Annotated in this window: 22 protein-coding genes and 7 tRNA genes; 17 read left to right on the plus strand and 12 right to left on the minus strand. The window is 69.4% G+C overall.

Features of this window, described 5'->3' with window-relative positions:
* Positions 1 to 53: 53 nt before the first annotated feature.
* The 7 genes from AB0G20_RS04890 (at position 54) to AB0G20_RS04920 (ending at position 6695) form a co-directional block, all read left to right on the plus strand.
* A complete protein-coding gene (locus AB0G20_RS04890) occupies positions 54 to 1628 on the plus strand; it encodes a metallophosphoesterase (protein WP_361295933.1) in 1575 nt (524 codons plus the stop codon).
* 80 nt (positions 1629 to 1708) lie between these two features.
* A tRNA-Glu gene (locus AB0G20_RS04895) sits at positions 1709 to 1781 on the plus strand.
* A 35-nt stretch (positions 1782 to 1816) separates the two neighbouring features.
* Positions 1817 to 1891: transfer RNA gene (locus AB0G20_RS04900), tRNA-Asp, on the plus strand.
* A gap of 24 nt (positions 1892 to 1915) precedes the next feature.
* Positions 1916 to 1989: transfer RNA gene (locus AB0G20_RS04905), tRNA-Phe, on the plus strand.
* Between the two features lie 185 nt (positions 1990 to 2174).
* Positions 2175 to 6143 carry an ATP-dependent RNA helicase HrpA gene (gene hrpA, locus AB0G20_RS04910; RefSeq protein ID WP_361295936.1) on the plus strand — a complete coding sequence of 1323 codons (3969 nt, stop codon included), beginning with the start codon at positions 2175 to 2177 and terminating at the stop codon, positions 6141 to 6143.
* Between the two features lie 93 nt (positions 6144 to 6236).
* Positions 6237 to 6311: transfer RNA gene (locus AB0G20_RS04915), tRNA-Asp, on the plus strand.
* A 192-nt stretch (positions 6312 to 6503) separates the two neighbouring features.
* Positions 6504 to 6695, plus strand: a complete 192-nt coding sequence (locus tag AB0G20_RS04920) for a DUF6274 family protein (RefSeq protein WP_361295939.1) — start codon at positions 6504 to 6506, stop codon at positions 6693 to 6695.
* Positions 6696 to 7158: 463 nt separating this feature from the next.
* Here the strand turns inward: AB0G20_RS04920 and bldC are convergent, their stop codons facing one another.
* Together bldC and AB0G20_RS04930 are read right to left on the minus strand one after the other, a co-directional pair.
* Entirely contained in the window at positions 7159 to 7365 is a 207-nt protein-coding gene (bldC, locus tag AB0G20_RS04925; protein WP_003949541.1) for a developmental transcriptional regulator BldC, read from the minus strand.
* 599 nt (positions 7366 to 7964) lie between these two features.
* A complete protein-coding gene (locus tag AB0G20_RS04930) occupies positions 7965 to 8810 on the minus strand; it encodes a hypothetical protein (RefSeq protein WP_361295942.1) in 846 nt (281 codons plus the stop codon).
* A gap of 221 nt (positions 8811 to 9031) precedes the next feature.
* Here AB0G20_RS04930 and AB0G20_RS04935 point away from each other — a divergent pair, with 221 nt between their 5' ends.
* Complete coding sequence (locus AB0G20_RS04935; protein ID WP_361295945.1) at positions 9032 to 10138, plus strand: Glu/Leu/Phe/Val dehydrogenase dimerization domain-containing protein; 1107 nt, start codon at positions 9032 to 9034, stop codon at positions 10136 to 10138.
* 317 nt (positions 10139 to 10455) lie between these two features.
* Positions 10456 to 10701 carry a DUF3073 domain-containing protein gene (locus AB0G20_RS04940; RefSeq protein ID WP_030251636.1) on the plus strand — a complete coding sequence of 82 codons (246 nt, stop codon included), beginning with the start codon at positions 10456 to 10458 and terminating at the stop codon, positions 10699 to 10701.
* A gap of 83 nt (positions 10702 to 10784) precedes the next feature.
* Here AB0G20_RS04940 and purM read toward each other — a convergent pair whose 3' ends face one another.
* From purM to purS, 9 genes are all read right to left on the minus strand, one after another.
* Positions 10785 to 11864: a phosphoribosylformylglycinamidine cyclo-ligase gene (purM, locus tag AB0G20_RS04945; RefSeq protein WP_361295948.1), complete on the minus strand. Its 1080-nt coding sequence runs from the start codon at positions 11862 to 11864 to the stop codon at positions 10785 to 10787.
* Positions 11865 to 11909: 45 nt separating this feature from the next.
* Entirely contained in the window at positions 11910 to 13439 is a 1530-nt protein-coding gene (purF, locus tag AB0G20_RS04950; protein WP_361295951.1) for an amidophosphoribosyltransferase, read from the minus strand.
* Positions 13440 to 13502: 63 nt separating this feature from the next.
* Positions 13503 to 14276, minus strand: a complete 774-nt coding sequence (locus tag AB0G20_RS04955) for an META domain-containing protein (RefSeq protein ID WP_361295954.1) — start codon at positions 14274 to 14276, stop codon at positions 13503 to 13505.
* Between the two features lie 71 nt (positions 14277 to 14347).
* A complete protein-coding gene (locus tag AB0G20_RS04960) occupies positions 14348 to 15145 on the minus strand; it encodes a sterol carrier family protein (RefSeq protein WP_361295957.1) in 798 nt (265 codons plus the stop codon).
* A gap of 10 nt (positions 15146 to 15155) precedes the next feature.
* On the minus strand, positions 15156 to 15989 hold the full coding sequence (locus AB0G20_RS04965) for a M23 family metallopeptidase (protein WP_361295960.1): 834 nt from the start codon (positions 15987 to 15989) through the stop codon (positions 15156 to 15158).
* A 17-nt stretch (positions 15990 to 16006) separates the two neighbouring features.
* Positions 16007 to 16507, minus strand: coding sequence for a winged helix-turn-helix domain-containing protein (locus AB0G20_RS04970; RefSeq protein ID WP_361295963.1), 501 nt, complete (start codon positions 16505 to 16507; stop codon positions 16007 to 16009).
* 114 nt (positions 16508 to 16621) lie between these two features.
* The gene (gene purL, locus AB0G20_RS04975) at positions 16622 to 18880 is read right to left on the minus strand and encodes a phosphoribosylformylglycinamidine synthase subunit PurL (protein WP_361295966.1); all 2259 of its coding nucleotides are present in this window, start codon (positions 18878 to 18880) and stop codon (positions 16622 to 16624) included.
* Positions 18877 to 19557 carry a phosphoribosylformylglycinamidine synthase subunit PurQ gene (gene purQ, locus AB0G20_RS04980; RefSeq protein WP_361295969.1) on the minus strand — a complete coding sequence of 227 codons (681 nt, stop codon included), beginning with the start codon at positions 19555 to 19557 and terminating at the stop codon, positions 18877 to 18879. The genes purL and purQ overlap by 4 nt, the downstream gene beginning before the upstream one ends.
* Positions 19554 to 19817, minus strand: a complete 264-nt coding sequence (gene purS / locus AB0G20_RS04985; RefSeq protein ID WP_053669986.1) for a phosphoribosylformylglycinamidine synthase subunit PurS — start codon at positions 19815 to 19817, stop codon at positions 19554 to 19556. Before purS ends, purQ begins: the two co-directional genes overlap by 4 nt.
* A 322-nt stretch (positions 19818 to 20139) precedes the next feature.
* Here purS and AB0G20_RS04990 point away from each other — a divergent pair, with 322 nt between their 5' ends.
* The 8 genes from AB0G20_RS04990 (at position 20140) to AB0G20_RS05025 (ending at position 24750) form a co-directional block, all read left to right on the plus strand.
* Positions 20140 to 20457 carry an Lsr2 family protein gene (locus AB0G20_RS04990; RefSeq protein ID WP_361297670.1) on the plus strand — a complete coding sequence of 106 codons (318 nt, stop codon included), beginning with the start codon at positions 20140 to 20142 and terminating at the stop codon, positions 20455 to 20457.
* 134 nt (positions 20458 to 20591) lie between these two features.
* Positions 20592 to 20663: transfer RNA gene (locus AB0G20_RS04995), tRNA-Gly, on the plus strand.
* Positions 20664 to 20744: 81 nt separating this feature from the next.
* A tRNA-Gly gene (locus AB0G20_RS05000) sits at positions 20745 to 20817 on the plus strand.
* 131 nt (positions 20818 to 20948) lie between these two features.
* Positions 20949 to 21920, plus strand: coding sequence for an ABC transporter ATP-binding protein (locus AB0G20_RS05005; protein ID WP_361295973.1), 972 nt, complete (start codon positions 20949 to 20951; stop codon positions 21918 to 21920).
* A complete protein-coding gene (locus tag AB0G20_RS05010) occupies positions 21917 to 22717 on the plus strand; it encodes an ABC transporter permease (protein ID WP_361295976.1) in 801 nt (266 codons plus the stop codon). The genes AB0G20_RS05005 and AB0G20_RS05010 overlap by 4 nt, the downstream gene beginning before the upstream one ends.
* Before the next feature lie 22 nt (positions 22718 to 22739).
* Positions 22740 to 24035 carry a histidine kinase gene (locus AB0G20_RS05015; RefSeq protein WP_361295979.1) on the plus strand — a complete coding sequence of 432 codons (1296 nt, stop codon included), beginning with the start codon at positions 22740 to 22742 and terminating at the stop codon, positions 24033 to 24035.
* Positions 24032 to 24652, plus strand: coding sequence for a response regulator transcription factor (locus tag AB0G20_RS05020; RefSeq protein ID WP_361295982.1), 621 nt, complete (start codon positions 24032 to 24034; stop codon positions 24650 to 24652). The genes AB0G20_RS05015 and AB0G20_RS05020 overlap by 4 nt, the downstream gene beginning before the upstream one ends.
* A 22-nt stretch (positions 24653 to 24674) precedes the next feature.
* Positions 24675 to 24750: transfer RNA gene (locus tag AB0G20_RS05025), tRNA-Gly, on the plus strand.
* A gap of 42 nt (positions 24751 to 24792) precedes the next feature.
* Here the strand turns inward: AB0G20_RS05025 and AB0G20_RS05030 are convergent.
* Positions 24793 to 25692, minus strand: a complete 900-nt coding sequence (locus AB0G20_RS05030; protein ID WP_361295985.1) for a phosphoribosylaminoimidazolesuccinocarboxamide synthase — start codon at positions 25690 to 25692, stop codon at positions 24793 to 24795.
* Positions 25693 to 25713: the final 21 nt, after the last annotated feature.

Here is a 25713-nt window from a genome sequence, read left to right on the forward strand (position 1 = left end):
CGAGAGCCTCCCGGCGCCGCATATCCGGCCACGGACTTGGGCATACGGGACCAATGGCCCGCGTCCCCGCCGCAGTCCTGACCGTCCTGAACCCGATCCGCAGGGCCCCACGCGCCCTGGCCCGCCGCTATCGCTCCCGCCAGGCACCCGCCACGATCGAACTCGTGGCACAGCCGCACCCCTGGACCCGAGCGATGGGACTCGTGGCCGTCGTCCTCCTCGGCGCCTGGCTCGGACTACTGGTCGTAGGCAACGTCCGGGTCCCCGTCGGCCCCATGAACACCACCATGACCCTCCGCCCCTCCTTCACCGGCGGCACCAAAATCAACATCTCACCGCTCGGCGCCCTGGAACTGAACAGCCACATCGCCCCCGTCCGCCTGGACGTGAACGTCGACCAGCTCGACCCCGACCGCTCCCAGGCCCTCGTAGACCACCCCGAACGCCTCTCCGGCCTCCAAGACGAAGTCACCCAGGACGTCGGCCGCGGCACCCTCGACCTCGCCCTCCGCTCCGGCGTCGCCGTCGTCGCCGGCGCCACCACCCTCGGCCTCGCGGTCTACCGCCGCCCACGCCGCGCCCTCGCCGCCGGCGGCCTCGCCCTCACCCTCCTCGCCGCCTCAGGCGGCACGGCCTACGCCACCTGGCGTCCCGACTCCGTCCTGGAACCCAAGTTCTCCGGCCTGCTCACCTCGGCCCCCTCCCTGGTCGGCAACGCACGCAGCATCGTCACCGAATTCGACGTCTACCAGAAGGAATTGGCCCGCCTGGTCACCAACGTGACCAAGCTCTACGACGCCACCTCGACACTCCCCGCCTACGCGCCCGACCCCTCCACGATCCGGGTCCTGCACGTCTCCGACATCCACCTCAACCCGGCGAGCTGGAAGATCATCGCCTCACTCGTGGAGCAGTACAAGGTCGACGTGATCGTCGACTCGGGCGACACCATGGACCACGGCACCGCCGCCGAGAACGGCTTCCTGGACCCCATCGAGGACCTCGGAGCCCCCTACGTCTGGGTCCGCGGCAACCACGACTCGATGATCACCCAGCGCTACATGGAGAACCTGAAGAACGTCCACGTCCTGGACGACGGCCGGGCACAGACGATCAAGGGCCTGCGCTTCGCGGGCATCGGCGACCCCCAGTTCACCCCCGACCGCTCCCAGCAGACCGGCGCCGAACAGTCCCAGGAACTCGCCGGCGCCCGCCTGGCCACGGCCCTGCGCGACCAGAGCACCGCCGGCACCCCGGTGGACATCGCCATCGCCCACGAACCCTCCGCGGCCCGCGAGGTCGACGGCGAGGTCCCCCTGGTCCTGGCCGGCCACCTCCACCACGACGAGATGGAGGACCTGCCCTACGGCACCCGGCTCCGCATCGAGGGCTCCACGGGCGGCAGCGGCCTGCGCGCCATCGAAGGCAAACACCCGGACCCCATCGAGGCGTCGATCCTCTACTTCGACCGGGACACCCGCCACCTCCAGGCCTGGGACGAGATCGAACTGGGCGGCCTCGGCCTCACGACCGCCGAGGTCAGCCGCCACCTCCCGAAGGAGAACCAGCCCGGCGCGAGCCAGTCCCCCAGCACCCCGCCGGAGGGCAGCTCGTCACCCTCCCCCTAAACCGTTTTGGCGATAGCTCCCGCCATCCCATATGCTTCTCACGTCCCCGACGCGCTGAGAAGCGCCCAGGCGGGCCGATAGCCCTCATCGTCTAGCGGCCTAGGACGCCGCCCTTTCAAGGCGGTAGCACGGGTTCGAATCCCGTTGGGGGCACGCACCACCCTGTGCGACACTGTCGTACGAAGCTTGGTCCTGTGGAGCAGTTTGGAGTGCTCGCCACCCTGTCAAGGTGGAGGCCGCGGGTTCAAATCCCGTCAGGACCGCTGAGGTTTCACGTGAAACCTCGTGGCTGGGTAGCTCAGTTGGTACGAGCGATCGCCTGAAAAGCGATAGGTCGCCGGTTCGACCCCGGCCCCAGCCACAGCTAAGGCCCCGATCTTCGGATCGGGGCCTTGTTGTATGTCTCGTGGATCACACCCTTGGTACGAGCGTCCGCGTGCCGAGGCGATCGAATGACTGTCCGGCCAAGCGCTCGAATTGCACTTACGTGGTCTGGTGGAAATCCGTTCGCCTCTGTTTTGCGGGGGATGAGATCCTGGGTCGCGTATGTCTACGCACCCCGCCCCCGCCCTCGGCGCCCTCGCCCCCCGCCTGACCGAGCTGTCCCTGCGCGACGCGCACCGGCTCGGGCGCAGGCTCGAAGGTGCGCGCAAGATCCGTAAGCCGGAGGCGCGGGCCGCCGTGCTCGCCGAGATCGAGGCGGAGGTCGGCAGGGCCGAGGAGCGGATGGCCGGTCGGCGCGCCCTCGTGCCTGAGGTCTCGTATCCCGAGCAGCTGCCGGTCAGCCAGAAGAAGGACGCGATCGCCGACGCCATCCGCGACCATCAGGTCGTGATCGTCGCCGGCGAGACGGGCTCCGGCAAGACGACGCAGATCCCCAAGATCTGCCTGGAGCTCGGGCGTGGCGTTCGCGGCATGATCGGGCACACGCAGCCGCGCAGGATCGCCGCCCGGACGGTCGCCGAGCGTGTCGCCGAGGAGCTGGACACTCCGCTCGGGGAGGCTGTCGGCTGGAAGGTGCGCTTCACCGATCAGGTCGATCCTGAGGCCACTTTCGTCAAGCTCATGACGGACGGCATCCTGCTCGCCGAGATCCAGACGGATCGCGAGCTGCGTGCGTACGACACGATCATCATCGACGAGGCTCATGAGCGGTCTCTCAACATCGACTTCCTGCTGGGTTATCTGGCCCAGTTGCTGCCGAAGCGCCCGGATCTCAAGGTCGTCATCACTTCGGCCACGATCGACCCCGAGCGGTTCTCGCGGCATTTCGGCGATGCCCCGATCGTCGAGGTCAGTGGCCGTACGTATCCCGTGGAGGTCCGTTACCGGCCGCTGCTGGAGGAGGACGGGGACGACGCCGACCGTGATCAGATCACTGCGATCACCGATGCCGTGGAGGAGCTTCAGAGGGAGGGGAAGGGTGACATTCTCGTCTTCCTCTCCGGTGAGCGGGAGATCAGGGACACGGCGGACGCGCTGACCAAGAAGAACTACCGGTTCACGGAGATCCTGCCGCTGTACGCCCGGCTCTCCCATGCGGAGCAGCATCGCGTCTTCCAGCCGCACACGGGTCGAAGGATCGTTCTGGCGACGAACGTCGCCGAGACGTCGTTGACGGTGCCGGGCATCAAGTACGTCATCGATCCCGGCTTCGCGCGCATCTCGCGCTACAGCCATCGCACCAAGGTGCAGCGGCTGCCCATCGAGCCGGTTTCGCAGGCCAGTGCCAATCAGCGCAAGGGCCGTTGCGGCCGTACGTCCGACGGTATCTGTATCCGTCTGTACAGCGAGGACGATTTCGATGCCCGCCCGGAGTTCACGGACGCGGAGATCCTCCGTACGAACCTGGCCTCCGTGATCCTGCAGATGACCGCGGCCGGTCTTGGCGACATCGAGAAGTTCCCGTTCATCGACCCGCCGGACCACCGCAACATCCGGGACGGTGTTCAGTTGCTCCAGGAGCTGAACGCTCTCGACCCGGCGCAGAAGGATCCCCGCAAGCGGCTCACGGACACTGGCCGCAAGTTGGCCCAGCTGCCTGTCGACCCCCGGCTGGCCCGGATGGTGCTGGAGGCGGACAAGAACGGCTGTGTGCGCGAGGTCATGGTCATAGCGGCCGCGCTGTCCATCCAGGATCCGCGCGAGCGCCCCGCTGACAAGCAGACGCAGGCCGATCAGCAGCATGCCCGTTTCAGGGACGAGACCAGCGACTTCCTGGCTTACCTCAACCTCTGGCGCTATGTCCGCGAGCAGCAGAAGGAGCGGGGGTCGTCGTCCTTCCGCCGGATGTGCAAGCAGGAGTACCTCAACTTCCTTCGCATCCGCGAATGGCAGGACATTTACACGCAGTTGCGTACGGTCGCGAAGCAGATGGGCATCCATCTCAACGAGGACGACGCCCCGGCCGACCGCATCCACGTCTCCCTCCTTGCCGGCCTGCTCTCCCACATCGGCATGAAGGACGTGAAGGACGCGGGAGGGGAGGGCGGGAGGAGCGCCGGGAAGAACGAGTATCTGGGTGCGCGGAACGCCAAGTTCGCGATCTTCCCCGGCTCGGCCCTGTTCAAGAAGCCGCCGCGTTTCGTGATGTCCGCCGAGCTCGTCGAGACGTCCCGTCTCTGGGCCCGCGTCAACGCCAAGATCGAGCCCGAGTGGGTCGAGCCCCTCGCGGCGCACCTCATCAAGCGCACGTACAGCGAGCCGCACTGGGAGAAGGACCAGGCCGCGGTGATGGCGTACGAGAAGGTCACGCTCTACGGCGTGCCGATCGTGGCGCAGCGGAAGGTCAACTACGGGCGGATCGACCCGGAGATCAGCCGTGAGCTGTTCATCCGGAACGCGTTGGTCGAGGGTGACTGGCGTACGCACCACAAGTTCTTCTCGGACAACCGTCGCCTCCTCACCGAGGTCGAGGAGTTGGAGCACCGGGCCCGGCGGCGGGACATCCTGGTCGACGACGAGACGCTGTTCGACTTCTACGACCAGCGGATTCCCGAACATGTCGTGTCCGGGGCCCACTTCGACTCCTGGTGGAAGCACAAGCGGCACGAGCAGCCCGATTTCCTGGACTTCGAGCGCGAGATGCTCATCAACGAGAAGGCGGGTGAGGTCAGCAAGGCCGACTACCCGGACTCGTGGCGTCAGGGGAATCTGAAGTTCCGGGTGACGTACCAGTTCGAGCCGGGCGCGGATGCCGACGGCGTGACCGTCCACATCCCGCTGCAGGTCCTCAATCAGGTCACGGACGAGGGCTTCGACTGGCAGATTCCGGGCCTGCGTGAGGAGCTGGTGACGGAGCTGATCCGGTCTCTGCCCAAGCCGATCCGCCGGAACTACGTGCCCGCACCGAACTTCGCGAAGGCGTTCCTGGACCGGGCCGTTCCGCTCCAGGAGCCTCTCACCGCGACCATGACGCGCGAGCTGAGGCTCATGGTCGGGGTGCCCTTCGAGGCGGACGACTTCGACCTGTCCAAGGTCCCCGATCACCTGAAGATCACGTTCCGGATCGTCGACGAGCGGCGCCGCAAGCTGGCCGAGGACAAGGACCTGGAGGCGCTGAAGCTGAAGCTGCGTCCGAAGGCCCGTAAGGCTCTCTCCCAGGCGGCCGCGGCGACGGCCGAGCGCTCCGGCGGCGAGTCCCTGGAGCGCTCGGGTCTGACCGACTGGACGATCGGCACGCTCTCCCGCGTGTTCGAGACCCGCCGGGCCGGTCAGCCGGTGAAGGCGTACCCGGCGCTGGTCGACGACGGCGACACCGTGTCCGTGCGCCTCTTCGACACGGAGGCGGAGCAGGCGCAGGCCATGTGGAAGGGCACGCGGCGGCTGATCCTGCGCAACATCCCGGTGAACGCGGCGAAATTCGCGAGCGATCGCCTGACGAACGCGCAGAAGCTGGCGCTGTCCGCGAATCCGCACGGTTCCGTCCAGGGCCTGTTCGACGACTGTGCGATGGCCGCCGCGGACAAGCTGATCGGGGACTTCGGCGGGCCGGCGTGGGACGAGGAGTCGTACCGGAAGCTGTACGACAAGGTGCGCGCCGAGATCGTCGACACGACCGTGCGTACGGTGGGGCAGGTGCAGCAGGTCCTGGCCGCCTGGCAGGCCTGTGAGCGCCGTCTGAAGGCCGTGCGCAGCCCTGCGCTGCTGCCGAATCTCCAGGATGTCCGCAAGCAGTTGGACGCTCTTGTGAAGCCGGGCTTCGTGACGGAGGCGGGGCTGCGGCGCATGGGGGACCTGATGCGCTACCTGGTGGCGGCCGACCGGCGTCTGCAGCAGATGCCGACGAACGTCCAGCGGGACACCACGCGGATGCAGAAGGTCCATGAGATGCAGGACGAGTACGCCTGGCTTTTGGAGCAGATGCCGCAGGGCCGGCCGGTCCCGTCGTCGGTCCTGGACATCCGCTGGATGATCGAGGAGCTCCGGGTCAGCTACTTCGCGCACGCGTTGGGCACGGCGTACCCCGTCTCCGACAAGCGGATCGTGAAGGCGATCGACGCGGTGGCGCCGTAACGGGACCTGTACGCAGGGTGAGTTCGACCAGGGGCTCACCCTCCTGTACAGTCTCTTCTCGCAGCGCAACGCACGAATGGCGCCGCGAAACCTGGTCCTGTGGAGCAGTTTGGAGTGCTCGCCACCCTGTCAAGGTGGAGGCCGCGGGTTCAAATCCCGTCAGGACCGCAGTGGAGAAGCCCGGATCTTCGGATCCGGGCTTCTTTTTTGTGCGCCTGACCTCTGCCTGCCCTCCGCCCGGCTTCCGTTCGGCCTCTGTTCAACCTCCCCGGGCCCCCTCACGCCGTCTTGACGCCCCCTCATTCCGTCGGTACCCCAGAACCAGGACCGTTCCCCCGTGCGGCCTTCTGGAGGTGGCGTATGGCGACAGCGGCCAGGCACGAGACGCGGGCTCTGCTCCGCGCGCATCTGTCGGCCGCGTCGTCATACCGGCACCTCACACGGCACTGCCCGATATGCCATCGCCTGCTGCGGCTGGCGATGGAGTCGGCGCCGCGTGCCTCTCGGGCCGCGCCCCCGACCCGAGAGGACGAGAGCCCGGCGTCGGCATGATCCATGAGTGGTCTCAACACCCGGGCGGACGTGGGCCGCTGGAGGCGGAGGCTTCTCTATCGCACCCGCGACAGAGCTAACAAGCTGCTTGGTATGTGACGGGTGTCACCGCATGAGTTTTGGAAAGTGCGGTACTTACCCCCCACCTACAAAGGGTCAATTTAATATGTGCAATTGCACTCTGTCCGAGGTGTCGCACACGGGAGATCCGACAGCCCTCCCCAGGCTCCTACAAGGCCGCTCACAGCAGGATCGGCCGACCCACCGTGGGCGCACAAAAAAGATCGCGCTGGACCCGGCGGAGTCCAGCGCGATCGACGACGCACCCTGTTATATGCCTGGAAAGCTCTGACTGGCTTGGGCGTGGGGCCTGTTGGGGCAGGTACCCGCGTCGTTTGGAGCTGTGGTTCCGGACGCCGCGGCCGATGGGGGGACCAGCCGGTTTGCCCGGTTATTCAGTTGTTCAGGCCTCGCTGCGCTGCTGCGGGATGCCCGCCAGCAGAGCGCGGACCTCGGCCTCGCGGTAGCGCCGATGCCCGCCGAGCGTGCGGATCGACGTGAGCTTGCCGGCCTTCGCCCACCGCGTGACCGTCTTGGGGTCGACACGGAACATGGTGGCGACCTCAGCCGGGGTCAGCAGCGGCTCGGCATCAGGGGTGCGAGCGGTCATGAGCGGCCTCCTCGGGAGAACCGAACCTTCTCGGTTCTTTCCTCTAAATTCTGCACCTTGACCCGCGTTGCCCGAAATGGCGGACGCGAGTCGAGTCGGTTATAGGACGAACGGCTTGTCCTCGGCACTACAACTACACCATCTGTCCAGCCGCGTCGGCCAAACCGATGGAATTGCCCCTCCAGGTGTTCATCAGCGACGGAAGCCGATGGACCATGCCATAGCGGACAGTCACACCGCTGTGACGATCAGTCACAGGGTGATCAGGAAGTCACCAGACCCCCCAAAGCGTGCAATGCTGAGATTCCACCCATAGTGCAGCACCATGGGACGGAAGGAGCCCTCCCCGGACTCCTTGTCCTATTTTGGCATGAGGAGGGGCAAGGGGCGCAAGAGCCTCGTACGTGTAGTCCGTCACGCTTGGCCTACTTGAGAGGTCTGCCCGGATCGGGCCCTACGTCCCTTGCTGACGAAGCCTCAGGAGACGCTCAGCCCGCTTCAGGAACTCGGTGCGAGGACGAAACCCCAAATCGGGCGGTTCGTCAAACGTCAGTTCGTGACCTAATGCGAGCGGTCTGTACGGACAACAAGGTCAGGGGTCAGTTGGCCGACCGCAGATCCCGTACGGAACGCCACCGCTCCACGAGCCGGGCGTACGCCTCCCCCGCGACCGCCCCGTCACCCCGGCGCAGCGCGGCGATGCCCTCGGCCACGTCCGCCGCGGAGTGGTCGTCCTCCAGCGCCCCGGCCGGCACGGCGTGCACCAGGCCGCCGTAGTCCAGCTCCACGAGCGAGCGCGGGTGGAACTCCTCCAGCCAGCGTCCGACGTCCACCAGGCCGTCGATCAGCGGCCCCTCGTCCATGGCCTCCTTCAGGGCGCGCAGCCCCCGGGCCACCCGCCGCCGGGCCTGGACCATGGGGGTGCGGTAGCGCAGCACGGGCGGGCTGTCGGCCGAGGCGCCCTTGTCGTACTCGCGCTCCTCGTCGGAGACCAGCACGAACCAGTTGATCGGCACCTGCCAGGTGGCCGTACGGATCCAGGGCCGGGCGTCGGGGTTGATCGCCAGCCAGCGCTCGTGGTCCTGGGCCGCCTGGCGCCGCAGAACGGGCGGCAGGACCGCGTCCATGACCGGCGGGGGGAGCTCCTCGGAGAGCTCGTCCAGGGCCAGCCAGCCGCGCAGCCTGGTGCGCCAGGGGCAGACGCAGACGACGCCGTCGACGTCGAGCACGAAGGCGTCCTCGCTCTCGTGCACCGGCACCGGGACCGGCGGGGTGGGGGCCAAGTCGGCCAGGGCCCGGCGGAGTTCGTCCTGGTACGAGGGGCGGTCCGTACGGCGGGCGTAGCGGGCCCAGTGGCTGCGCTCCGGCTCGGGGAAGGCGGCCAGCGGTTCGTACACGCGCAGGTAGGTCGCGTAGGGGACGATCACCGAGGTCACCTTGGGCACGCCTGCTCCCTCCCCCGCGCACCGCCGCGAAAACCTGCGGAACCCACTGACGATCGCGCGGGAAATCTATGCAAATCGTCGCACGATGTACTCCGGTCGGAGGTGATCCTGAGCACTGTGCGGTCGGCGGGCGCACCAGGCTCTAATCTCGTGCTCAACAGTCCCCGCCACCCGCACGGGAGCTGGTCTCCGCCCGCCGCAACTACACAGGAGTCACCACAGTGACCGACGTAACCGGCGCACCTGCTGATGTACTGCACACCCTGTTCCACTCGGACCAGGGAGGACATGAGCAAGTCGTGCTCTGCCAGGACCGCGCGAGCGGCCTCAAGGCCGTCATCGCCCTCCACTCCACCGCCCTGGGCCCCGCGCTCGGCGGCACGCGCTTCTACCCGTACGCGAACGAGGCCGACGCCGTCGCCGACGCGCTGAACCTCGCCCGCGGGATGTCGTACAAGAACGCCATGGCCGGTCTCGACCACGGCGGCGGCAAGGCCGTGATCATCGGGGATCCGGAGCGCATCAAGTCCGAGGACCTGCTCCTCGCCTACGGCCGCTTCGTCGCCTCCCTCGGCGGCCGGTACGTCACCGCCTGCGACGTCGGTACGTACGTCGCCGACATGGACGTCGTGGCCCGCGAGTGCCCCTGGACGACCGGCCGCTCGCCGGAGAACGGCGGCGCCGGGGACTCCTCCGTCCTCACCGCGTACGGCGTCTATCAGGGCATGCGGGCCTCCGCGCAGCACCTGTGGGGCGACCCCTCGCTGCGCGGGAAGCGGGTCGGCATCGCCGGCGTCGGCAAGGTCGGCCACCACCTGGTGGAGCACCTGCGGGCGGAGGGCGCCGAGGTCGTCATCACCGACGTGCGCGAGGACGCCGTGGGGCGGATCCTCGCGGCCCACCCGACGGGTGTGACGGCCGTCGCCGACACCGCGACCCTGATTCGCGCCGAGGGCCTCGACATCTACGCCCCCTGCGCGCTCGGCGGGGCCCTGAACGACGACACCGTGCCGGCGCTCACCGCCAAGGTGGTCTGCGGCGCCGCCAACAACCAGCTCGCCCACCCGGGCGTGGAGAAGGACCTCGCCGACCGCGGGATCCTCTACGCGCCGGACTACGTGGTGAACGCCGGTGGTGTCATCCAGGTCGCCGACGAGCTGCACGGCTTCGACTTCGACCGGTGCAAGGCGAAGGCGTCGAAGATCTTCGACACCACGCTGGCCATATTCGCACGTGCGAAGGAGGACGGCATTCCGCCGGCCGCCGCGGCCGACCGGATCGCCGAGCAGCGGATGCACGACGCGGCCCTGGCGCGCCGGGCGAACTGACCCGGGCGATGCGGGACTGATCCGCGCAGCCTCGTACGTTTGGCCGGTACCCGTCGGTGGGCAGTTAGAGAGAACTCTCACTTCTACCGGCGGGTCGACCGCCGAGAAGTGGTTAAAATCGCGGTTGACCAGCGAGGACGGGGCGCCTCGAAGGTCCTGGGCGCGGGCACGTCATGCGGGCGACGTACCGTATGGGCGCGGGCTCAGGTACCGTGGAAGCCCTACGGACCGGTCTCTCCGCGGAGAGTCCGTGCCGGACCATGAACGCGTGTCAAGACTCTGGGGCCGTCGAGCCCCGTCGTTGAGGGGGTCGAGCCATGGGGCGCGGCCGGGCCAAGGCCAAGCAGACGAAGGTCGCCCGCCAGCTGAAGTACAACAGCGGTGGGACTGACCTCTCACGCCTGGCCGAGGAGCTGGGTGCATCGCCTTCGAATCCGCAGCCGCCTAACGGCGAGCCGTTCGAAGACGATGAGGACGACGACCTGTACGCACGGTACGCCGACCTCTACGAGGACGACGACGACGAGGACGACCAGTCCTCGCAACATCGTCGCGGCGCTTGACCCTGCACTGAGCACTAACCCGGTCGGTGACTCCGGTCACCGACCGGGTTCTGTGCTGCCTGCAGGGTCATGTCCCCCGTGCTTCAGCTCGCGTAGTCACCGATCAGGGCGGCACCAGTGGTGTGCTCGCCCCGGTCCGTGATCTCTCCGGCGACCCAGGCGTCCACGCCGCGGTCGGCGAGGGTCGTCAGGGCCACGTCCGTGGACTCCTGCGGCACGATCGCGATCATGCCGACGCCCATGTTCAGCGTCTTCTCGAGCTCCAGGCGCTCGACGCTGCCCGTACGGCCGACGAGGTCGAAGATCGGGGCCGGCGTCCAGGTGGAGCGGTCGACGATCGCGTGCAGGTCGTCCGGGATGACCCGGGCGAGGTTGGCCGCGAGTCCGCCGCCGGTGATGTGGCTGAAGGCGTGCACCTCGGTGGTGCGCATCAGGGCCAGGCAGTCCAGCGAGTAGATCTTCGTGGGCTCCAGCAGCTCCTCGCCGAGGGTGCGGCCGAGCTCCTCGATGTGCGCGTCCAGGGCCAGGCCCGCCTGGTTCAGCAGGACGTGCCGGACGAGGGAGTACCCGTTCGAGTGAAGACCGGAGGACGCCATGGCGATCACCGCGTCACCCGTCCGGATACGATCCGCGCCGAGCAGCCGGTCGGCCTCCACGACGCCCGTACCGGCGCCGGCGACGTCGAAGTCGTCCTCGCCCAGCAGGCCCGGGTGCTCGGCCGTCTCGCCGCCGACCAGGGCGCAGCCGGCCAGCACACAGCCCTCGGCGATGCCCTTGACGATGGCGGCGACCCGCTCGGGGTGGACCTTGCCGACGCAGATGTAGTCGGTCATGAACAGCGGCTCGGCGCCGCAGACCACGATGTCGTCCATGACCATGGCGACCAGGTCGTGGCCGATGCTGTCGTAGACGCCCAGCTGGCGGGCGATGTCGACCTTGGTGCCGACGCCGTCCGTGGCGGAGGCGAGCAGGGGCCGCTCGTAGTTCTTCAGGGCGGAGGCGTCGAAGAGGCCGGCGAAGCCGCCGAGGCCGCCGAGGACCTCGGGGCGCTGGGCCTTCTTCACCCACTCCTTCATCAGTTCGACGGCGCGGTCGCCCGCTTCGATGTCGACGCCCGCGGCTGCGTAGCTGGCGCCGCCCTCGGCATTGGGTTTCTCGGACATGGCTAAAGAGAACCTTCGTGTCGTACGGCAGGTGTTACGGGCCGTCTACGGGCGGCGGATCGCGTCGGCGGCGGCCGTGGCGGCCGGGCCGGCGGCCAGCTCCGTCTCCAGCAGCTGCTTCCCGAGCAGCTCGGGGTCCGGGAGCTCCATCGGGTACTCGCCGTCGAAGCAGGCACGGCACAGGTTCGGCTTGGCGATGGTGGTCGCCTCGATCATGCCGTCGATGGAGATGTAGGCCAGGGAGTCGGCGCCCAGGGAGGTGCCGATCTCGTCGATCGTCATGCCGTTGGCGATGAGCTCGGCGCGGGTGGCGAAGTCGATGCCGAAGAAGCAGGGCCACTTCACGGGCGGCGAGGAGATCCGGATGTGGACCTCGGCGGCGCCCGCCTCGCGGAGCATGCGGACCAGGGCCCGCTGGGTGTTGCCGCGCACGATCGAGTCGTCGACGACGACCAGGCGCTTGCCCTTGATGACTTCCTTCAGCGGGTTCAGCTTGAGGCGGATGCCCAGCTGGCGGATGGTCTGCGAGGGCTGGATGAACGTACGTCCGACGTACGCGTTCTTGACGAGGCCGGCGCCGAACGGGATGCCGGACGCTTCCGCGTAGCCGATCGCCGCGGGCGTGCCGGACTCCGGGGTCGCTATCACCAGGTCGGCCTCGACGGGCGCTTCCTTGGCGAGCTTGCGGCCCATCTCCACGCGGGAGAGGTACACGTTCCGGCCGGCGATGTCGGTGTCGGGGCGGGCCAGGTACACGTACTCGAAGACACAGCCCTTGGGCTTCGCGTCCGCGAATCGGGAGGTCCTGAGGCCGTTCTCGTCGATGGCGACGAACTCGCCCGGCTCGATCTCGCGGACGTAACTGGCGCCGCAGATGTCGAGGGCGGCGGACTCGGAGGCGACGACCCAGCCGCGCTCCAGGCGGCCGAGGACCAGCGGGCGGATGCCCTGCGGGTCGCGGGCCGCGTACAGGGTGTTCTCGTCCATGAAGACGAGTGAGAAGGCGCCCTTGACCTGCGGAAGGACGCTGTGGGCGGCCTCCTCGATGGTCAGCGGCTTGCCTTCCTCGTCGACCTGGGCCGCGAGGAGCGCGGTGAGCAGGTCGGTGTCGTTGGTCGCCGCGACGCGCGGGGTCCGCCCGCCTTCCTGCTTGGGCAGGTCGGCGACCATCTCGGCGAGCTGGGCGGTGTTGACGAGGTTGCCGTTGTGGCCGAGCGCGATGGATCCGTGTCCGGTCGCGCGGAAGGTCGGCTGGGCGTTCTCCCAGACGGAGGCACCGGTGGTCGAGTAGCGGGCGTGTCCGACCGCGATGTGACCCTGGAGCGAACCGAGGGAGGTCTCGTCGAAGACCTGGGAAACCAGGCCCATGTCCTTGAAGACGAGGATCTGTGAGCCGTTGCTGACCGCGATTCCCGCGGATTCCTGGCCTCGATGCTGGAGGGCGTAGAGCCCGAAGTACGTGAGCTTGGCGACCTCTTCGCCCGGAGCCCAGACACCGAAGACGCCGCAAGCGTCCTGGGGGCCCTTCTCACCGGGGAGCAGGTCGTGGTTGAGTCGTCCGTCACCACGTGGCACGCCACCGAGTGTAGGCGAGGTCGACCACTGGTCCGAATTGGGGATACCGGACTTTCCGGTGGATCACCGCTCGGCGACCGCTCGCACACTCGTACCGTTTTCGCTGGTCAGCGTCAGGGTTTGGTGATCGACTCGGTACTTCAGCTTTCCGTCGAAAAGTCGCAGCAGCGTCTTCTCGCCGTCCATGAGTGAGTCTTCGCACATCATTCGGGTCGTGGCCGGAGGGCCGAGGGTGATATGGCCGTCGCGGACCGTGGCCTTGGCGTTCACTTTGTTGCAGCCGAGGCTGCCGGAGACGGTGCCCTTCTTCTCGTCGAAGGTGAGGTGGGCACGGCCGTCGGCCCTCGGGGTCGTGACGGTCCACTTGGTGCCGGCCAGCGGGGCGTCCTTCGCCTTGGTCAGCCGGACGGTGTCGCCCTGGCCGGTGGTGAGGGTGAGACGGTCGTCGTCCACCTTCGCCTTCAGCTCCTGGTCCGAGAAGGCCTGCGCGAGGGTCTTCTCGAAGGCCATGGGCTTGTTCTCGCAGGCCATCTCGGTGGCCATGGTCTTGCCGAGCCGGACGCGGTCGCCGTCGACGGTGGCCTCGGCGCTGAAGTTGTTGCAGCCGAAGCTGCCCTCGGCCCGGCCCTTGTCGATGGTCACGTGGGCGCCGGTGGGTGCCTTCTGCGTCCTGCCGTCCGCGGTGACGCTGTCCACGCTCCACCGCACACCGGTGACCGGCCGCTCGGCACCGACCGAGCCGCTGCCGCTGTCCGCCTTCTCACTGCCACAGGCCGCCATGAGCGGGACGAGCATGGCGGCGGCCGTCAGAGTCATGCGCTGCTTCTGCCTGTCCATGCCACTTCGACGGGCCACCCGGGGGGATCGGTTCCCCTTACGGCGGCGATTCCTTCTTGTGCCATGAGCATTCACGCCATGAGCGGCAGGTGGGCCGACAGATCCGCCCGCTCCCCGCTCGCACTGACCTGGGCGTCCCGGAGGGCCTGCGCCCAGGCAAGACGCCCGGTCGCCAGCCGGATCCAGGTCAGCGGGTCCGTCTCGACGACGTTGGGCGGGGTGCCCCGGGTGTGCCTCGGCCCCTCCACGCACTGCACCACCGCGTACGGCGGCACCCGCACCTCCGTCGAACCGCCGGGCGCCTTCGCGGCGAGCGCGTCGGCCAGCAGCCGGGTGCAGGCGGCCAGGGCCTGACGGTCGTAGGGGATGTCCAGGCCGGGGACGGCGGCGTTGAGGTCGTCGGTGTGGACGACGAGTTCGACGGTGCGGGTGACGAGGTAGTCGGCCAGCGGCAGGGCGCCGGCGCTGGTGGCGAGCAGCCGGGTGCCGGGGTGGGCGGCGAGGTCGGCGGTGAAGCGCTCCTCGGTGTCCGCGAGGTGGGCGGCCGGGTCCGGGTGGCTCTCTGCCAGCTCACGGGCGTACGCGGCGATGTCCGGCGCGTCGGCCGCGATCGCGGAGGGCCAGTCGAGCAGGGTGCCGTCCTGCTTGGCCGGCTCCGGCAGGCCGGTCAGCCGGGAGACCGCCCCGAGGCTCATCCCGACATGTGCCACCAGGTCCCGGACGGTCCAGTCGCCCAGCCGGGTGGGGAGGGCGAGCTGGTCGGGGGTGAGTCCGGCGGCGGCGGCCCGTACGTTCCCGAACTGGGCGAGTACCGCCGTACGGATCTTGGCGGGGTCGTAGCTGCGGGTGCGCTTCCTGGCCGGTGGCATGGGGGTCAGCCTAAGTGCGGGCTGTGACAGTGGGGGGTGCCTCGAAGGTCTCCCCGTTGCGGGGCACGCCGATGCCCTGCCAGGTGAAGGGGACGCCCCTGGCCGCGTCCGGGTCGGGGCCGTCCATCAGCTGGAAGTGCAGGTGCGGCTCGGTGGAGTTGCCGGAGTTGCCGCAGCGGGCGAGCTGCTGTCCGGCGCGGACGCGGTCGCCCTCGCGGACGGTGAGGGAGCCGCGCTGGAGGTGGGCGTAGGCGGCGTGGGTGCCGTTGCCGAGGTCGAGGACGATGTGGTTGCCGAGGATGCGGTTGACGCTGAACAGCTCGCGTACCGAGCCCTCGATCAGCATCAGGTACAGCAGCCCCGGCAGGGAGTTGCGGCTGAGGTGGTCGCGCTGACCGTCCATGGCGCGTACGACCGTGGCGTCGGCGACCGCGAGGATCGGGGCGCCGTGGGCCGGGAAGTCCTGGGGGCGGCGGGCGAGCGGCCACAGCCACCCGAAGGCCGGACGGGCACCCGGCTCGGGCTCGGCGACGATGTCGATGGCGTACGTCTGCCCGTGGGCGTGGACGCCATGGCTCGGGGTGCGGTCGGCCGGGCTGTTCAGCGCGGACCAGCGGCCGGTCACGGGCGGGGCGACCTCCAGGGGCTCGGGGGCGACCCGGGGGTCGTCCGGGGCGCCGCCCCACCGGTTGGCGACGGTGACGACGGCGTACGCCAGCACCAGCGGCAGGAAATTCCACAGGACGTTGTGGTCCCAGCCGAAGCAGACATGGGCGGTCACCAGGCCGATGAAGGCCAGTTGAAGGCCTCGGGAAGCGACTGTGCCGAGCTTGCGTGCGGACATCCTGTCCCCCCGTTCCTCTATGGGCGGGTCGTCGCCAGCGCCACCAGCAGCGGTACGACCCGCCCCGGCGGCACCTCGTGGCGGCCCCGGCCCGTCGTGTGCAGCCAGCCCGTGCCGGTGAGCTGGCGCAGGTGGTGGTAGATCTGGCCGGTCGTGCCGACCTCGTCGAGCTCGGCGAGTTCGGCGGCGGTGCGCCGGCCGCCGAGGATCTCGCGGAGCAGGCGGATCCGGACGGGGTGGCCGAGCGCGGCGAACGACTCGGCGGCCGACACCCAGTCGTCCTCCAGCAGGTCCTGGGTGAGGGCGGTCATCTGCCAGGCGTACTGCTCGCCCGTCGGCAGGCGTACGGAGCCGGTGTAGAGGACACCGCCGTCGGCCGCCCCGGCCTCGGACAGCTGCTCCCTCAGCCCGTTCAGGGCCCAGAAGTCGCTGCCGTCGAGGCGGGGGCCGGTGCGCTGGGCGCCTTCCAGGGCCGCCAGGCGGCGTTCGAGGTCGGCGACGCGTTGTTCCAGTTCCACACTTCCCAGATTACGTAACTACGTAATCTCACACAAGGGCCGGTGTGCGCGTACCGTTCCGGACACGGCGAAGCCCCCGCCCGGCGGACCGGGCGGGGGCTTCGCAGCGGTTGCTTACTTCAGCAGAGCCGGGATCGTGCCCTCGTGCGTCTCGCGCAGCTCGGCCAAGGAGAGCGCGAACTCGCCCTGGACGTCCACGGTGTCGCCGTCGACGACACCGATGCGGGTGACGGGCAGGCCCCGCGCCCCGCACATGTCGTTGAAGCGGACCTCCTCCGAGCGCGGCACGGCCACGACCGCGCGGCCCGCCGACTCGGAGAAGAGGAACGTGAAGGCGTCCAGACCGTCCGGGACGATCAGGCGGGCGCCCTTGCCGCCGAGCAGCGCCGACTCGACGACCGCCTGGATCAGACCGCCGTCGGACAGGTCGTGCGCGGAGTCGATCATGCCGTCGCGGGACGCGGAGATCAGGATCTCGGCGAGCAGCCGCTCGCGCTCCAGGTCGACCTTGGGCGGCAGACCGCCGAGGTGGTCGTGCACGACCTGGGACCAGGCCGAGCCGCCGAACTCCTCACGCGTGTCGCCGAGGAGGTAGAGCAGCTGGCCCTCCTCCTGGAAGGCGACGGGCGTGCGGCGGGCCACGTCGTCGATCACGCCGAGGACCGCGACCACCGGCGTCGGGTGGATGGCGGCCTCGCCCGTCTGGTTGTAGAGCGAGACGTTGCCGCCGGTCACCGGGGTGCCGAGCTGCTGGCAGGCGTCCGCCAGACCGCGCACGGCCTCCGCGAACTGCCACATCACCGCCGGGTCCTCGGGCGAACCGAAGTTCAGGCAGTCGGAGACGGCGAGCGGCTTGGCCCCGGTGGTGGCGACGTTGCGGTACGCCTCCGCCAGCGCCAGCTGGGCGCCGTGGTACGGGTCGAGCTTGGCGTACCGGCCGTTGCCGTCCGTGGCGATGGCCACGCCGAGGCCGGTCTCCTCGTCGATCCGGATCATGCCGGAGTCCTCGGGCTGGGCGAGGACGGTGTTGCCCTGAACGAAGTGGTCGTACTGGCTGGTGATCCAGGACTTGGAGGCCTGGTTCGGGGAGCCGACCAGCTTCAGGACCTGGTCCTTCAGCTCCTCGGAGGTCGCCGGCCGCGGCAGCTTGTTCGCGTCGTCGGCCTGGAGCTCGTCCTGCCAGGACGGGCGGGCGTAGGGGCGCTCGTAGACCGGGCCCTCGTGCGCGACCGTGCGCGGGTCGACGTCGACGATCTTGCCGCCGTGCCAGTAGATCTCCAGGCGGTCGCCGTCGGTCACCTCACCGATGACGGTGGCGATGACGTCCCACTTGTCGCAGATCTCCAGGAAGCGGTCGACCTTCTCCGGCTCGACGACCGCGCACATGCGCTCCTGCGACTCGCTCATGAGGATCTCCTCGGGCGAGAGCGTCGAGTCGCGCAGGGGGACGTCGTCCAGGGTGACGCGCATGCCGCCGGAGCCGTTGGAGGCGAGCTCGGAGGTGGCGCAGGACAGGCCGGCCGCGCCGAGGTCCTGGATGCCGACGACGAGCTTCTCGGCGAAGGCCTCCAGGGTGCACTCGATGAGGAGCTTCTCCTGGAAGGGGTCGCCGACCTGCACGGCCGGGCGCTTCGAGGGCTTGGCGTCGTCGAAGGTCTCGGAGGCCAGGATCGAGGCGCCGCCGATGCCGTCGCCGCCGGTCCGGGCCCCGTACAGGATGACCTTGTTGCCGGCGCCGGAGGCCTTCGCGAGGTGGATGTCCTCGTGCCGCATGACGCCGATGGCACCGGCGTTGACCAACGGGTTGCCCTGGTAGCAGGCGTCGAAGACGACCTCGCCGCCGATGTTGGGCAGTCCCAGGCAGTTGCCGTAGCCGCCGATGCCGGCGACGACGCCCGGCAGGACGCGCTTGGTGTCGGGGTGGTCGGCCGCGCCGAACCGCAGCGGGTCGACGACCGCGACGGGCCGCGCGCCCATGGCGATGATGTCGCGGACGATGCCGCCGACACCGGTGGCCGCGCCCTGGTAGGGCTCGACGTACGACGGGTGGTTGTGCGACTCGACCTTGAACGTGACCGCGTAGCCCTGGCCGACGTCCACGACACCGGCGTTCTCGCCGATGCCGACGAGCATCGCGTCGGACTCGGGGGCCTTCTCGCCGAACTGGCGCAGGTGCACCTTGCTGCTCTTGTACGAGCAGTGCTCCGACCACATCACCGAGTACATGGCGAGCTCGGCGCCGGTGGGCCGGCGGCCGAGGATCTCGACCACGCGCTCGTACTCGTCCTTCTTCAGGCCCAGTTCGGCCCAGGGCAGCTCGACGTCGGGGGTCGCGGCCGCGTGCTCGACCGTGTCCAGAGGCGTCCGGCTCATGCGTTGACCAGCTTCTTGAGGATCGAGGTGAAGAACGGGAGGCCGTCGGTGCGACCGGTGCCGATCAGCGGCTCGACGGCGTGCTCGGGGTGCGGCATGAGGCCGACCACGTTTCCGGCCTCGTTGGTGACGCCGGCGATGTCCCGCTGGGAGCCGTTGGGGTTGAAGTCCAGGTAGCGGAAGGCGACGCGGCCCTCGGCCTCCAGCTTGTCGAGCGTGTACGTGTCGGCGACGTACTGCCCGTCGTTGTTCTTCAGCGGGATGTGGATCTCCTGGCCGGACGTGTAGTCGGTGGTCCAGGAAGTCTCGGCGTTCTCCACCCGCAGCTTCTGGTCACGGCAGATGAAGTGCAGGTGGTTGTTGCGGAGCATCGTGCCCGGCAGCAGATGGGCCTCGGTGAGGATCTGGAAGCCGTTGCAGATGCCGAGCACCGGCAGGCCGGCCTTGGCCTGCTCCAGCAGGGGCTCCATCACCGGCGAGAAACGGGCGATGGCCCCGGCGCGCAGATAGTCGCCGTAGGAGAATCCACCGCACAGCACCACGGCGTCGACCTGCTTGAGGTCCTTGTCCTTGTGCCAGAGGGCGACCGGCTCGGCGCCGGCGACGCGGATCGCGCGCTGGGTGTCGCGGTCGTCCAGACTGCCGGGAAAAGTGACGACGCCAATACGAGCGGTCACTTCGCGGCCTCCGCGACTTCCTCGACCCTGATCGTGAAGTCCTCGATCACGGTGTTCGCGAGGAAGGACTCCGCAAGATCATGAATGCGGGCGAGGGCGGCCTCGTCGACCGGCCCGTCAACTTCCAGTTCGAAACGCTTTCCCTGGCGGACGTCCGAGATGCCTTCGAATCCCAGCCGCGGCAGTGCGCGCTGCACCGCCTGGCCCTGGGGGTCGAGGATCTCCGGCTTGAGCATGACGTCGACTACGACGCGTGCCACTGGCACTCCCGGTGTGTGGTGCTGAGCAGGTTCCTTCAGACTACCCGCACAAAAATTCTACGCGCGTTGACTTGTAGGAAACTACGTGACCGTCATCACGATCCGGCATCGACGGGCCCACACGCGAAATTTTCGGGAAAGATTCCGGATCGACACCCGGGACCTATTGCGCCCACCCGTCTCCCGCCACCACCCTTCCAATGAAGTCGCTGCGCTCCCTCTTGCTTTTGGACACGCAGAAGGATTTAGTCGGGCTTCACAATGTATTGCCAGGCACTGTACAAATGAATTGGCAAAGTGCCGCATGAAGGGACCGATATTCGTGGCGCAGAAGGTCGTGGTCACTCTCTTTGACGACATCGACGGCTCGGAAGCGACGGAAACGATCGCCTTCGGACTGGACGGCAAGTCGTACGAGATCGACCTGAGCGAAGTCAACGCCGGAGAACTGCGGAAGGCGCTCGCGCCCTACGTGGAGGCCGGCCGCAAGCGGTCCCGCTCGGGCAAGGCGTACCGGCAGACGGAGGTCGCCCCCGACCCGTCGGCCGTGCGCGCCTGGGCTCAGGCCCACAAGATGGAGGTCCCCGCGCGCGGGCGCATCCCCAAGAGGGTCTACGAGGCGTTCACCGCCGCCCAGTGACGGGCCGTCGAGCCCGGACCGAGGCCCGGTCACCCGCCCCTCGCGGCAACCGACTTGCGCAGCACCCCGGCTGATCAGCTAGAGTCTGGAGCACGCCGAGGGGCGAGGCCGAAAGGCCCAGCTCACGGAAACATGCGGGTGTAGTTCAGTAGTAGAACATCCCCCTTCCAGGGGGAAGGCGCAGTGTGCGATTCCTGTCACCCGCTCTGCACCGCCGTACCGGCCACTCTTGTGGATCAGGTAGGCTGGTGCCCGCACCGATCAGTGATAGCTGGTCGGGAGCGAATGCGGACGTAGCTCAGTTGGTAGAGCGCAACCTTGCCAAGGTTGAGGTCGCGAGTTCGAACCTCGTCGTCCGCTCGGGAATGAAGGCCCCGGTCCATCAGGACCGGGGCCTTCTTCATGCCCCCGAGCGTTCGCCTGACATTTGTCATGCCGAGTGATGACAGCGCGCACTGCTCGCGGGCCCGCCCGGCCGGGACGCTTGAAGCATGGAAACCAACGGACACGAACACGTGATTGAGGTCACTGACCTGCGGCGTGTGTACGGGGGCGGGTTCGAAGCGGTACGCGGAATCAGTTTTTCCGTCCGACGCGGGGAGATCTTCGCGCTGCTCGGCACCAACGGCGCGGGCAAGACATCGACCGTCGAACTCCTGGAGGGACTCGCGGCGCCGGCCGGCGGGCGGGTGCGGGTGCTCGGGCACGACCCGTACACCGACCGGGCCGCCGTACGGCCCCGCACCGGCGTGATGCTCCAGGAAGGCGGCTTCCCCTCCGAGCTCACCGTCGCCGAGACCGTGCGGATGTGGGCGGGATGCGTGAGCGGGGCGCGGCCGCCGGCGGAGGTACTGGCACTGGTCGGCCTGGAGGCGAAGACCGGCACGCGGGTCAAGCAGCTGTCCGGCGGCCAGCGGCGCCGCCTCGACCTGGCGCTCGCCCTGCTCGGCGATCCCGAGGTGCTCTTCCTCGACGAGCCGTCCACCGGGCTGGACGCCGAAGGCCGCCGGGCCACCTGGGAATTGGTGAGCGCGCTGCGCGACGGCGGGACGACGGTGCTGCTGACCACGCACTACCTGGAAGAGGCCGAGAACCTCGCCGACCGGCTCGCGATCATGCACGAGGGCCGAATCGCCACCACCGGGACCCCGGCCGAGGTGACCGCCGCGGAACCCTCGCGGATCTCCTTCGAACTGCCCGACGGCTACTTCGTCGGCGACCTTCCGCCGCTCGCCGAGCTGGGCGTGACCGGCCACGAGGCCGACGGCCGGACCGTCCGGCTGCGCACCCGTGAACTGCAGCGCACGGCCACCGGCCTGCTGATGTGGGCCGCGCAGACCCAGGTCGAGCTGCGCCGCCTGGACGTGCGCTCGGCATCCCTGGAGGAGGCTTTCCTCGGGATCGCCACGAACGTCTCCGCGGAGCAGGCCGTGGGCATGACGACGAAGGAGTACGCGGCATGAGCGCCACGCACACTGCACCCCGCCCGGCACCGGCGACGACTCCGCTGAGCCGGATGACCGCGCTCGCCCGCGCCGAACTGACCCTGCTCGGGCGGACCAGGGGCGCGCTCGTCGCCGCGCTGTTCGTGCCGCTGGTGCTGCCGGTCAGCGTGCGGTCGGCGGCCGAGGAGATGGACCTCGCCGAGGCGGGGCTGAACACCGGCACCCTGGTGCTGCCCGCCGCGGTCGGCTTCTCCCTGCTGTTCGCCGTCTACTCCGTGCTCGTCGGCTCGTTCGTCGTCCGGCGTGAGGAGCTCGTCCTGAAGCGGCTGCGCACCGGAGAGCTGCGGGACGTCGAGATCCTGGCCGGCTCCGCGCTGCCGGCCGTCCTCACCGGGCTCGCGCAGTGCCTGCTGCTGGCGGCGGGCTGCGTCGCGCTGCTGGACCTGTCCGCGCCGTCGGCACCCCATCTGGTCGTCCTCGGGCTGCTGTTGGGGCTCGTGATGTGCGCCGCCCTCGCCGCGGCCACCGCGAGTTTCACCCGGACCGGCGAGAGCGCCCAGGTCACCCCCATGCCGCTGCTGATGATCTCGATGATCGGCTCCGGCATGTTCTGGCCACTGGAGCTGATGCCGGACCGGGTGGCCTCCGTCTGCGAGCTGCTGCCACTGACGCCCGTCGTCACGCTGGTGCGCGGCGGCTGGACCGGCGACCTGTCGGCGTACGAGGCGCTGGGCGCCGTCGCGACGGCGGTGGCCTGGATCGTCATCGCCGTGTTTGCTGTACGACGGTGGTTCCGCTGGGAACCTCGGCGCTGACCGGAGGGGGAGTGACGGGCTGATGCGCGGGCCGGGCAGGTGGTGGCGGCGGCAGAGCAAGCCGGAGAAGGTCGAGACGTACACCCGGTGGTCGTTCCACTCCTTCGCGGTGGTCGAGTTCGTCACGATCGGGATCATGGCTGTGCCGCTGGGGGCGTGGCCGGGGGCCGTGCTGCTGCTGACGGTGGCTGTGCACGTCGGGGTCTGCTTCGTCACCGTGTCGCGGGCACTGGACTGGACGCGCGGCAGGCGGCCCCAGCCCGTCCGGCTGTTGTGGACGCTGGCCGCCGTCACCTCCGCGGTCGGCCTCTGTGCGATCGGCATCGCGGACGGCGGACCGGACCGCGAGAGCGTGGACGTCGCTGCGGGCGGGACGTTCGGGGCCGTCATCGTCATCGGGACCGGCATCATCGCGCTCGGCGTACGCGGGCGGCGGCGCGTGCTCGCGATCCCCGGAGCCTTCGCCACGGGCTCTTTCGTCGTGGCGTTCACTCGGGGTACCCCGGTGGGCGAATCGCTCTTCGCGTCGATGATGGTGTTGTTCGGCGGCGGGCTCCTCGCCTTCACGGCCGTCGTCTCGGTGTGGCTGCTCAACATCGTCTACGAGCTCGACGAGGCGCGCGAGACCCGGGCCCGGCTCGCCGTCGCCGAGGAACGGCTGAGGTTCGGACGGGACCTGCACGACGTCATGGGGCGGAACCTCGCCGTCATCGCGCTCAAGAGCGAACTGGCCGTGCAGCTCGCCCAGCGGGACCGGCCGGAGGCCGTGGCGCAGATGGTCGAGGTGCAGCGGCTCGCGCAGGAGTCGCAGCGGGAGGTACGCGAGGTCGTGCGCGGCTACCGGGAGGCCGACCTCGGGTCGGAACTGGCCGGTGCGCAAGGGGTGCTGGCCGCCGCCGGTATCGACTGCACGGTGAGCGGGCGGGCCCCGGTGGGGTTGCCGGCCGGGGTGCAGTCCGCCCTGGGGTGGGTCGTGCGGGAGGCCGCGACGAACGTCCTGCGGCATGGAGACGCGCGATGGTGTGAGGTGCGGCTGAGGGTGCTTGAGGGGCGGGTGGTGTTGTCGGTGGAGAACGACGGGGTTGCCGAGACCGGGCAGGGGGCGTCCGGCTCTACCGGTTCGTCCGGCCCGACCGGTTCCGGGCTCGCCGGGCTGCGCGAACGGCTGGCGGAGATCGACGGGACGCTGGAAGCCGGGCCCGCGGGGCGCGGGCTCTTCCGGCTGACGGCGGAGATTCCGCTGCCGTCGCAGCCCGCCCCCTCCGGCGCTGTTCCGGCCGCCCGTGCCGCGCATGCGGTGAGCGAGGTCACGCCATGACGGCCGCGGAGCCGGTCCGGCTGCTACTCGCGGACGACGAGCACCTCATCCGGGGGGCACTCGCCGCGCTGCTGTCGCTGGAGGACGACCTCGTCGTCGTCGCCGAGGCGGCCACCGGGCCCGAGGCGATGGCCATGGCCCGGGCGCACAAGCCCGATGTCGCCGTGCTTGATCTCCAGATGCCCGGGGCCGACGGTGTGAAGGTCGCCACATCCCTGCGGGCCGAACTGCCCGGGTGCAAGGTGCTCATCGTCACCAGCCACGGGCGGCCCGGGCATCTGAAGCGGGCGCTGGCGGCCGGGGTGCGGGGGTTCGTGCCGAAGACCGTGAGCGCGCAGCGGCTCGCGGAGCTCATCCGCACGGTGCACGCCGGGAACCGTTACGTCGACCCGGAGTTGGCCGCCGACGCGATCGCCGCCGGGGACTCACCGCTGACCGCCCGGGAGGCCGAGGTCCTGGAACTCGCCGCCGACGGAGCGCCCGTCGCGGAGATCGCCGAGCGGGCCGCGCTGTCGCAGGGGACCGTGCGGAACTATCTGTCGTCGGCCGTGTCGAAGCTCGGGGCGGAGAACCGGCATGCGGCGGTACGGCTCGCGCGGGAGCGAGGTTGGGTATAGTGGTTCTCGCGCCACGGCGCATGCGAACGTAGCTCAGTTGGTAGAGCGCAACCTTGCCAAGGTTGAGGTCGCGAGTTCGAACCTCGTCGTTCGCTCCATCGAGAAGCCCCCCGGTTCCGGCCGGGGGGCTTCTCCGTGTCCTACGACCAGCTCGTGCCGGTCAGGCGCTCGTACGCCTCCACGTACTTGGCGCGGGTGGCGTCGACGACCTGCTGGGGCAGGGCGGGCGGGGGCTGCTCGCTCCCCCGGTCCCAGCCGGACTCCGGCGAGGTCAGCCAGTCGCGGACGAACTGCTTGTCGTACGACGGCTGCGCGCGGCCCGGCTGCCACTGGTCGGCCGGCCAGAAGCGGGAGGAGTCCGCGGTGAGGACCTCGTCCGCGAGGACCAGGTCGTCGCCCTCGAAGCCGAACTCGAACTTCGTGTCCGCGAGGATGATGCCCCTCTCCCGGGCGATGTCCCGGCCCCGGGAGTAGACGGCGAGGGTCGCCTGGCGCAGCCGGGCCGCGGTGTCCGCGCCCACCTGGCGGGCGACCTCCTCGTAGGAGACGTTCTCGTCGTGCTCGCCGACGGCGGCCTTGGTGGCCGGGGTGAAGATCGGCGCGGGCAGTTCACTGCCGTCGGTCAGGCCCTCCGGCAGGGCGAGACCGCAGACCGTGCGGGTCTCGTTGTACTCGGCGAGGCCCGAGCCGGTGAGGTAGCCGCGGGCCACGCACTCCACGGGGACCATCTGGAGCGACTTGCAGATCAGCGTGCGACCCGCCCAGTCGGCGGGGGCACCCGCGGGCAGCTCCGTGCTCAGGACGTGGTTCGGGACCAGGTCGGCGAGCCGCTCGAACCACCACAGGGACAGCTGCGTGAGGATCCGGCCCTTGTCGGGGATCTCGGTGGGCAGCACCCAGTCGTAGGCGGACAGGCGGTCGCTGGCGACCATCACGAGGTCGCCCGCCTCGTTGCGGTACAGCTCGCGCACCTTGCCGGTGTGCAGGTGCACCAGGCCCGGAATCTGGAGCGGCTCGGGCTTTTCGACGAATCCGGACACGGTTCCTCCCCGTGGTTCTGT

The organism is Streptomyces sp. NPDC024017 (genome assembly GCF_040638895.1).
In the GTDB taxonomy this organism is placed as follows: Bacteria; Actinomycetota; Actinomycetes; order Streptomycetales; family Streptomycetaceae; genus Streptomyces.

Coding starts and splice junctions, on each gene's coding strand:
- AB0G20_RS04890 (WP_361295933.1), top strand. CDS start 54: ATGGCCCGCGTCCCCGCCGCAGTCCTGACCGTCCTGAACCCGATCCGC.
- hrpA (WP_361295936.1), top strand. CDS start 2,175: ATGTCTACGCACCCCGCCCCCGCCCTCGGCGCCCTCGCCCCCCGCCTG.
- AB0G20_RS04920 (WP_361295939.1), top strand. CDS start 6,504: ATGGCGACAGCGGCCAGGCACGAGACGCGGGCTCTGCTCCGCGCGCAT.
- bldC (WP_003949541.1), bottom strand. CDS start 7,365: ATGACCGCTCGCACCCCTGATGCCGAGCCGCTGCTGACCCCGGCTGAG.
- AB0G20_RS04940 (WP_030251636.1), top strand. CDS start 10,456: ATGGGGCGCGGCCGGGCCAAGGCCAAGCAGACGAAGGTCGCCCGCCAG.
- purM (WP_361295948.1), bottom strand. CDS start 11,864: ATGTCCGAGAAACCCAATGCCGAGGGCGGCGCCAGCTACGCAGCCGCG.
- AB0G20_RS04955 (WP_361295954.1), bottom strand. CDS start 14,276: ATGGACAGGCAGAAGCAGCGCATGACTCTGACGGCCGCCGCCATGCTC.
- AB0G20_RS04960 (WP_361295957.1), bottom strand. CDS start 15,145: ATGCCACCGGCCAGGAAGCGCACCCGCAGCTACGACCCCGCCAAGATC.
- AB0G20_RS04965 (WP_361295960.1), bottom strand. CDS start 15,989: ATGTCCGCACGCAAGCTCGGCACAGTCGCTTCCCGAGGCCTTCAACTG.
- purL (WP_361295966.1), bottom strand. CDS start 18,880: ATGAGCCGGACGCCTCTGGACACGGTCGAGCACGCGGCCGCGACCCCC.
- AB0G20_RS05005 (WP_361295973.1), top strand. CDS start 20,949: ATGGAAACCAACGGACACGAACACGTGATTGAGGTCACTGACCTGCGG.
- AB0G20_RS05010 (WP_361295976.1), top strand. CDS start 21,917: ATGAGCGCCACGCACACTGCACCCCGCCCGGCACCGGCGACGACTCCG.
- AB0G20_RS05015 (WP_361295979.1), top strand. CDS start 22,740: ATGCGCGGGCCGGGCAGGTGGTGGCGGCGGCAGAGCAAGCCGGAGAAG.
- AB0G20_RS05020 (WP_361295982.1), top strand. CDS start 24,032: ATGACGGCCGCGGAGCCGGTCCGGCTGCTACTCGCGGACGACGAGCAC.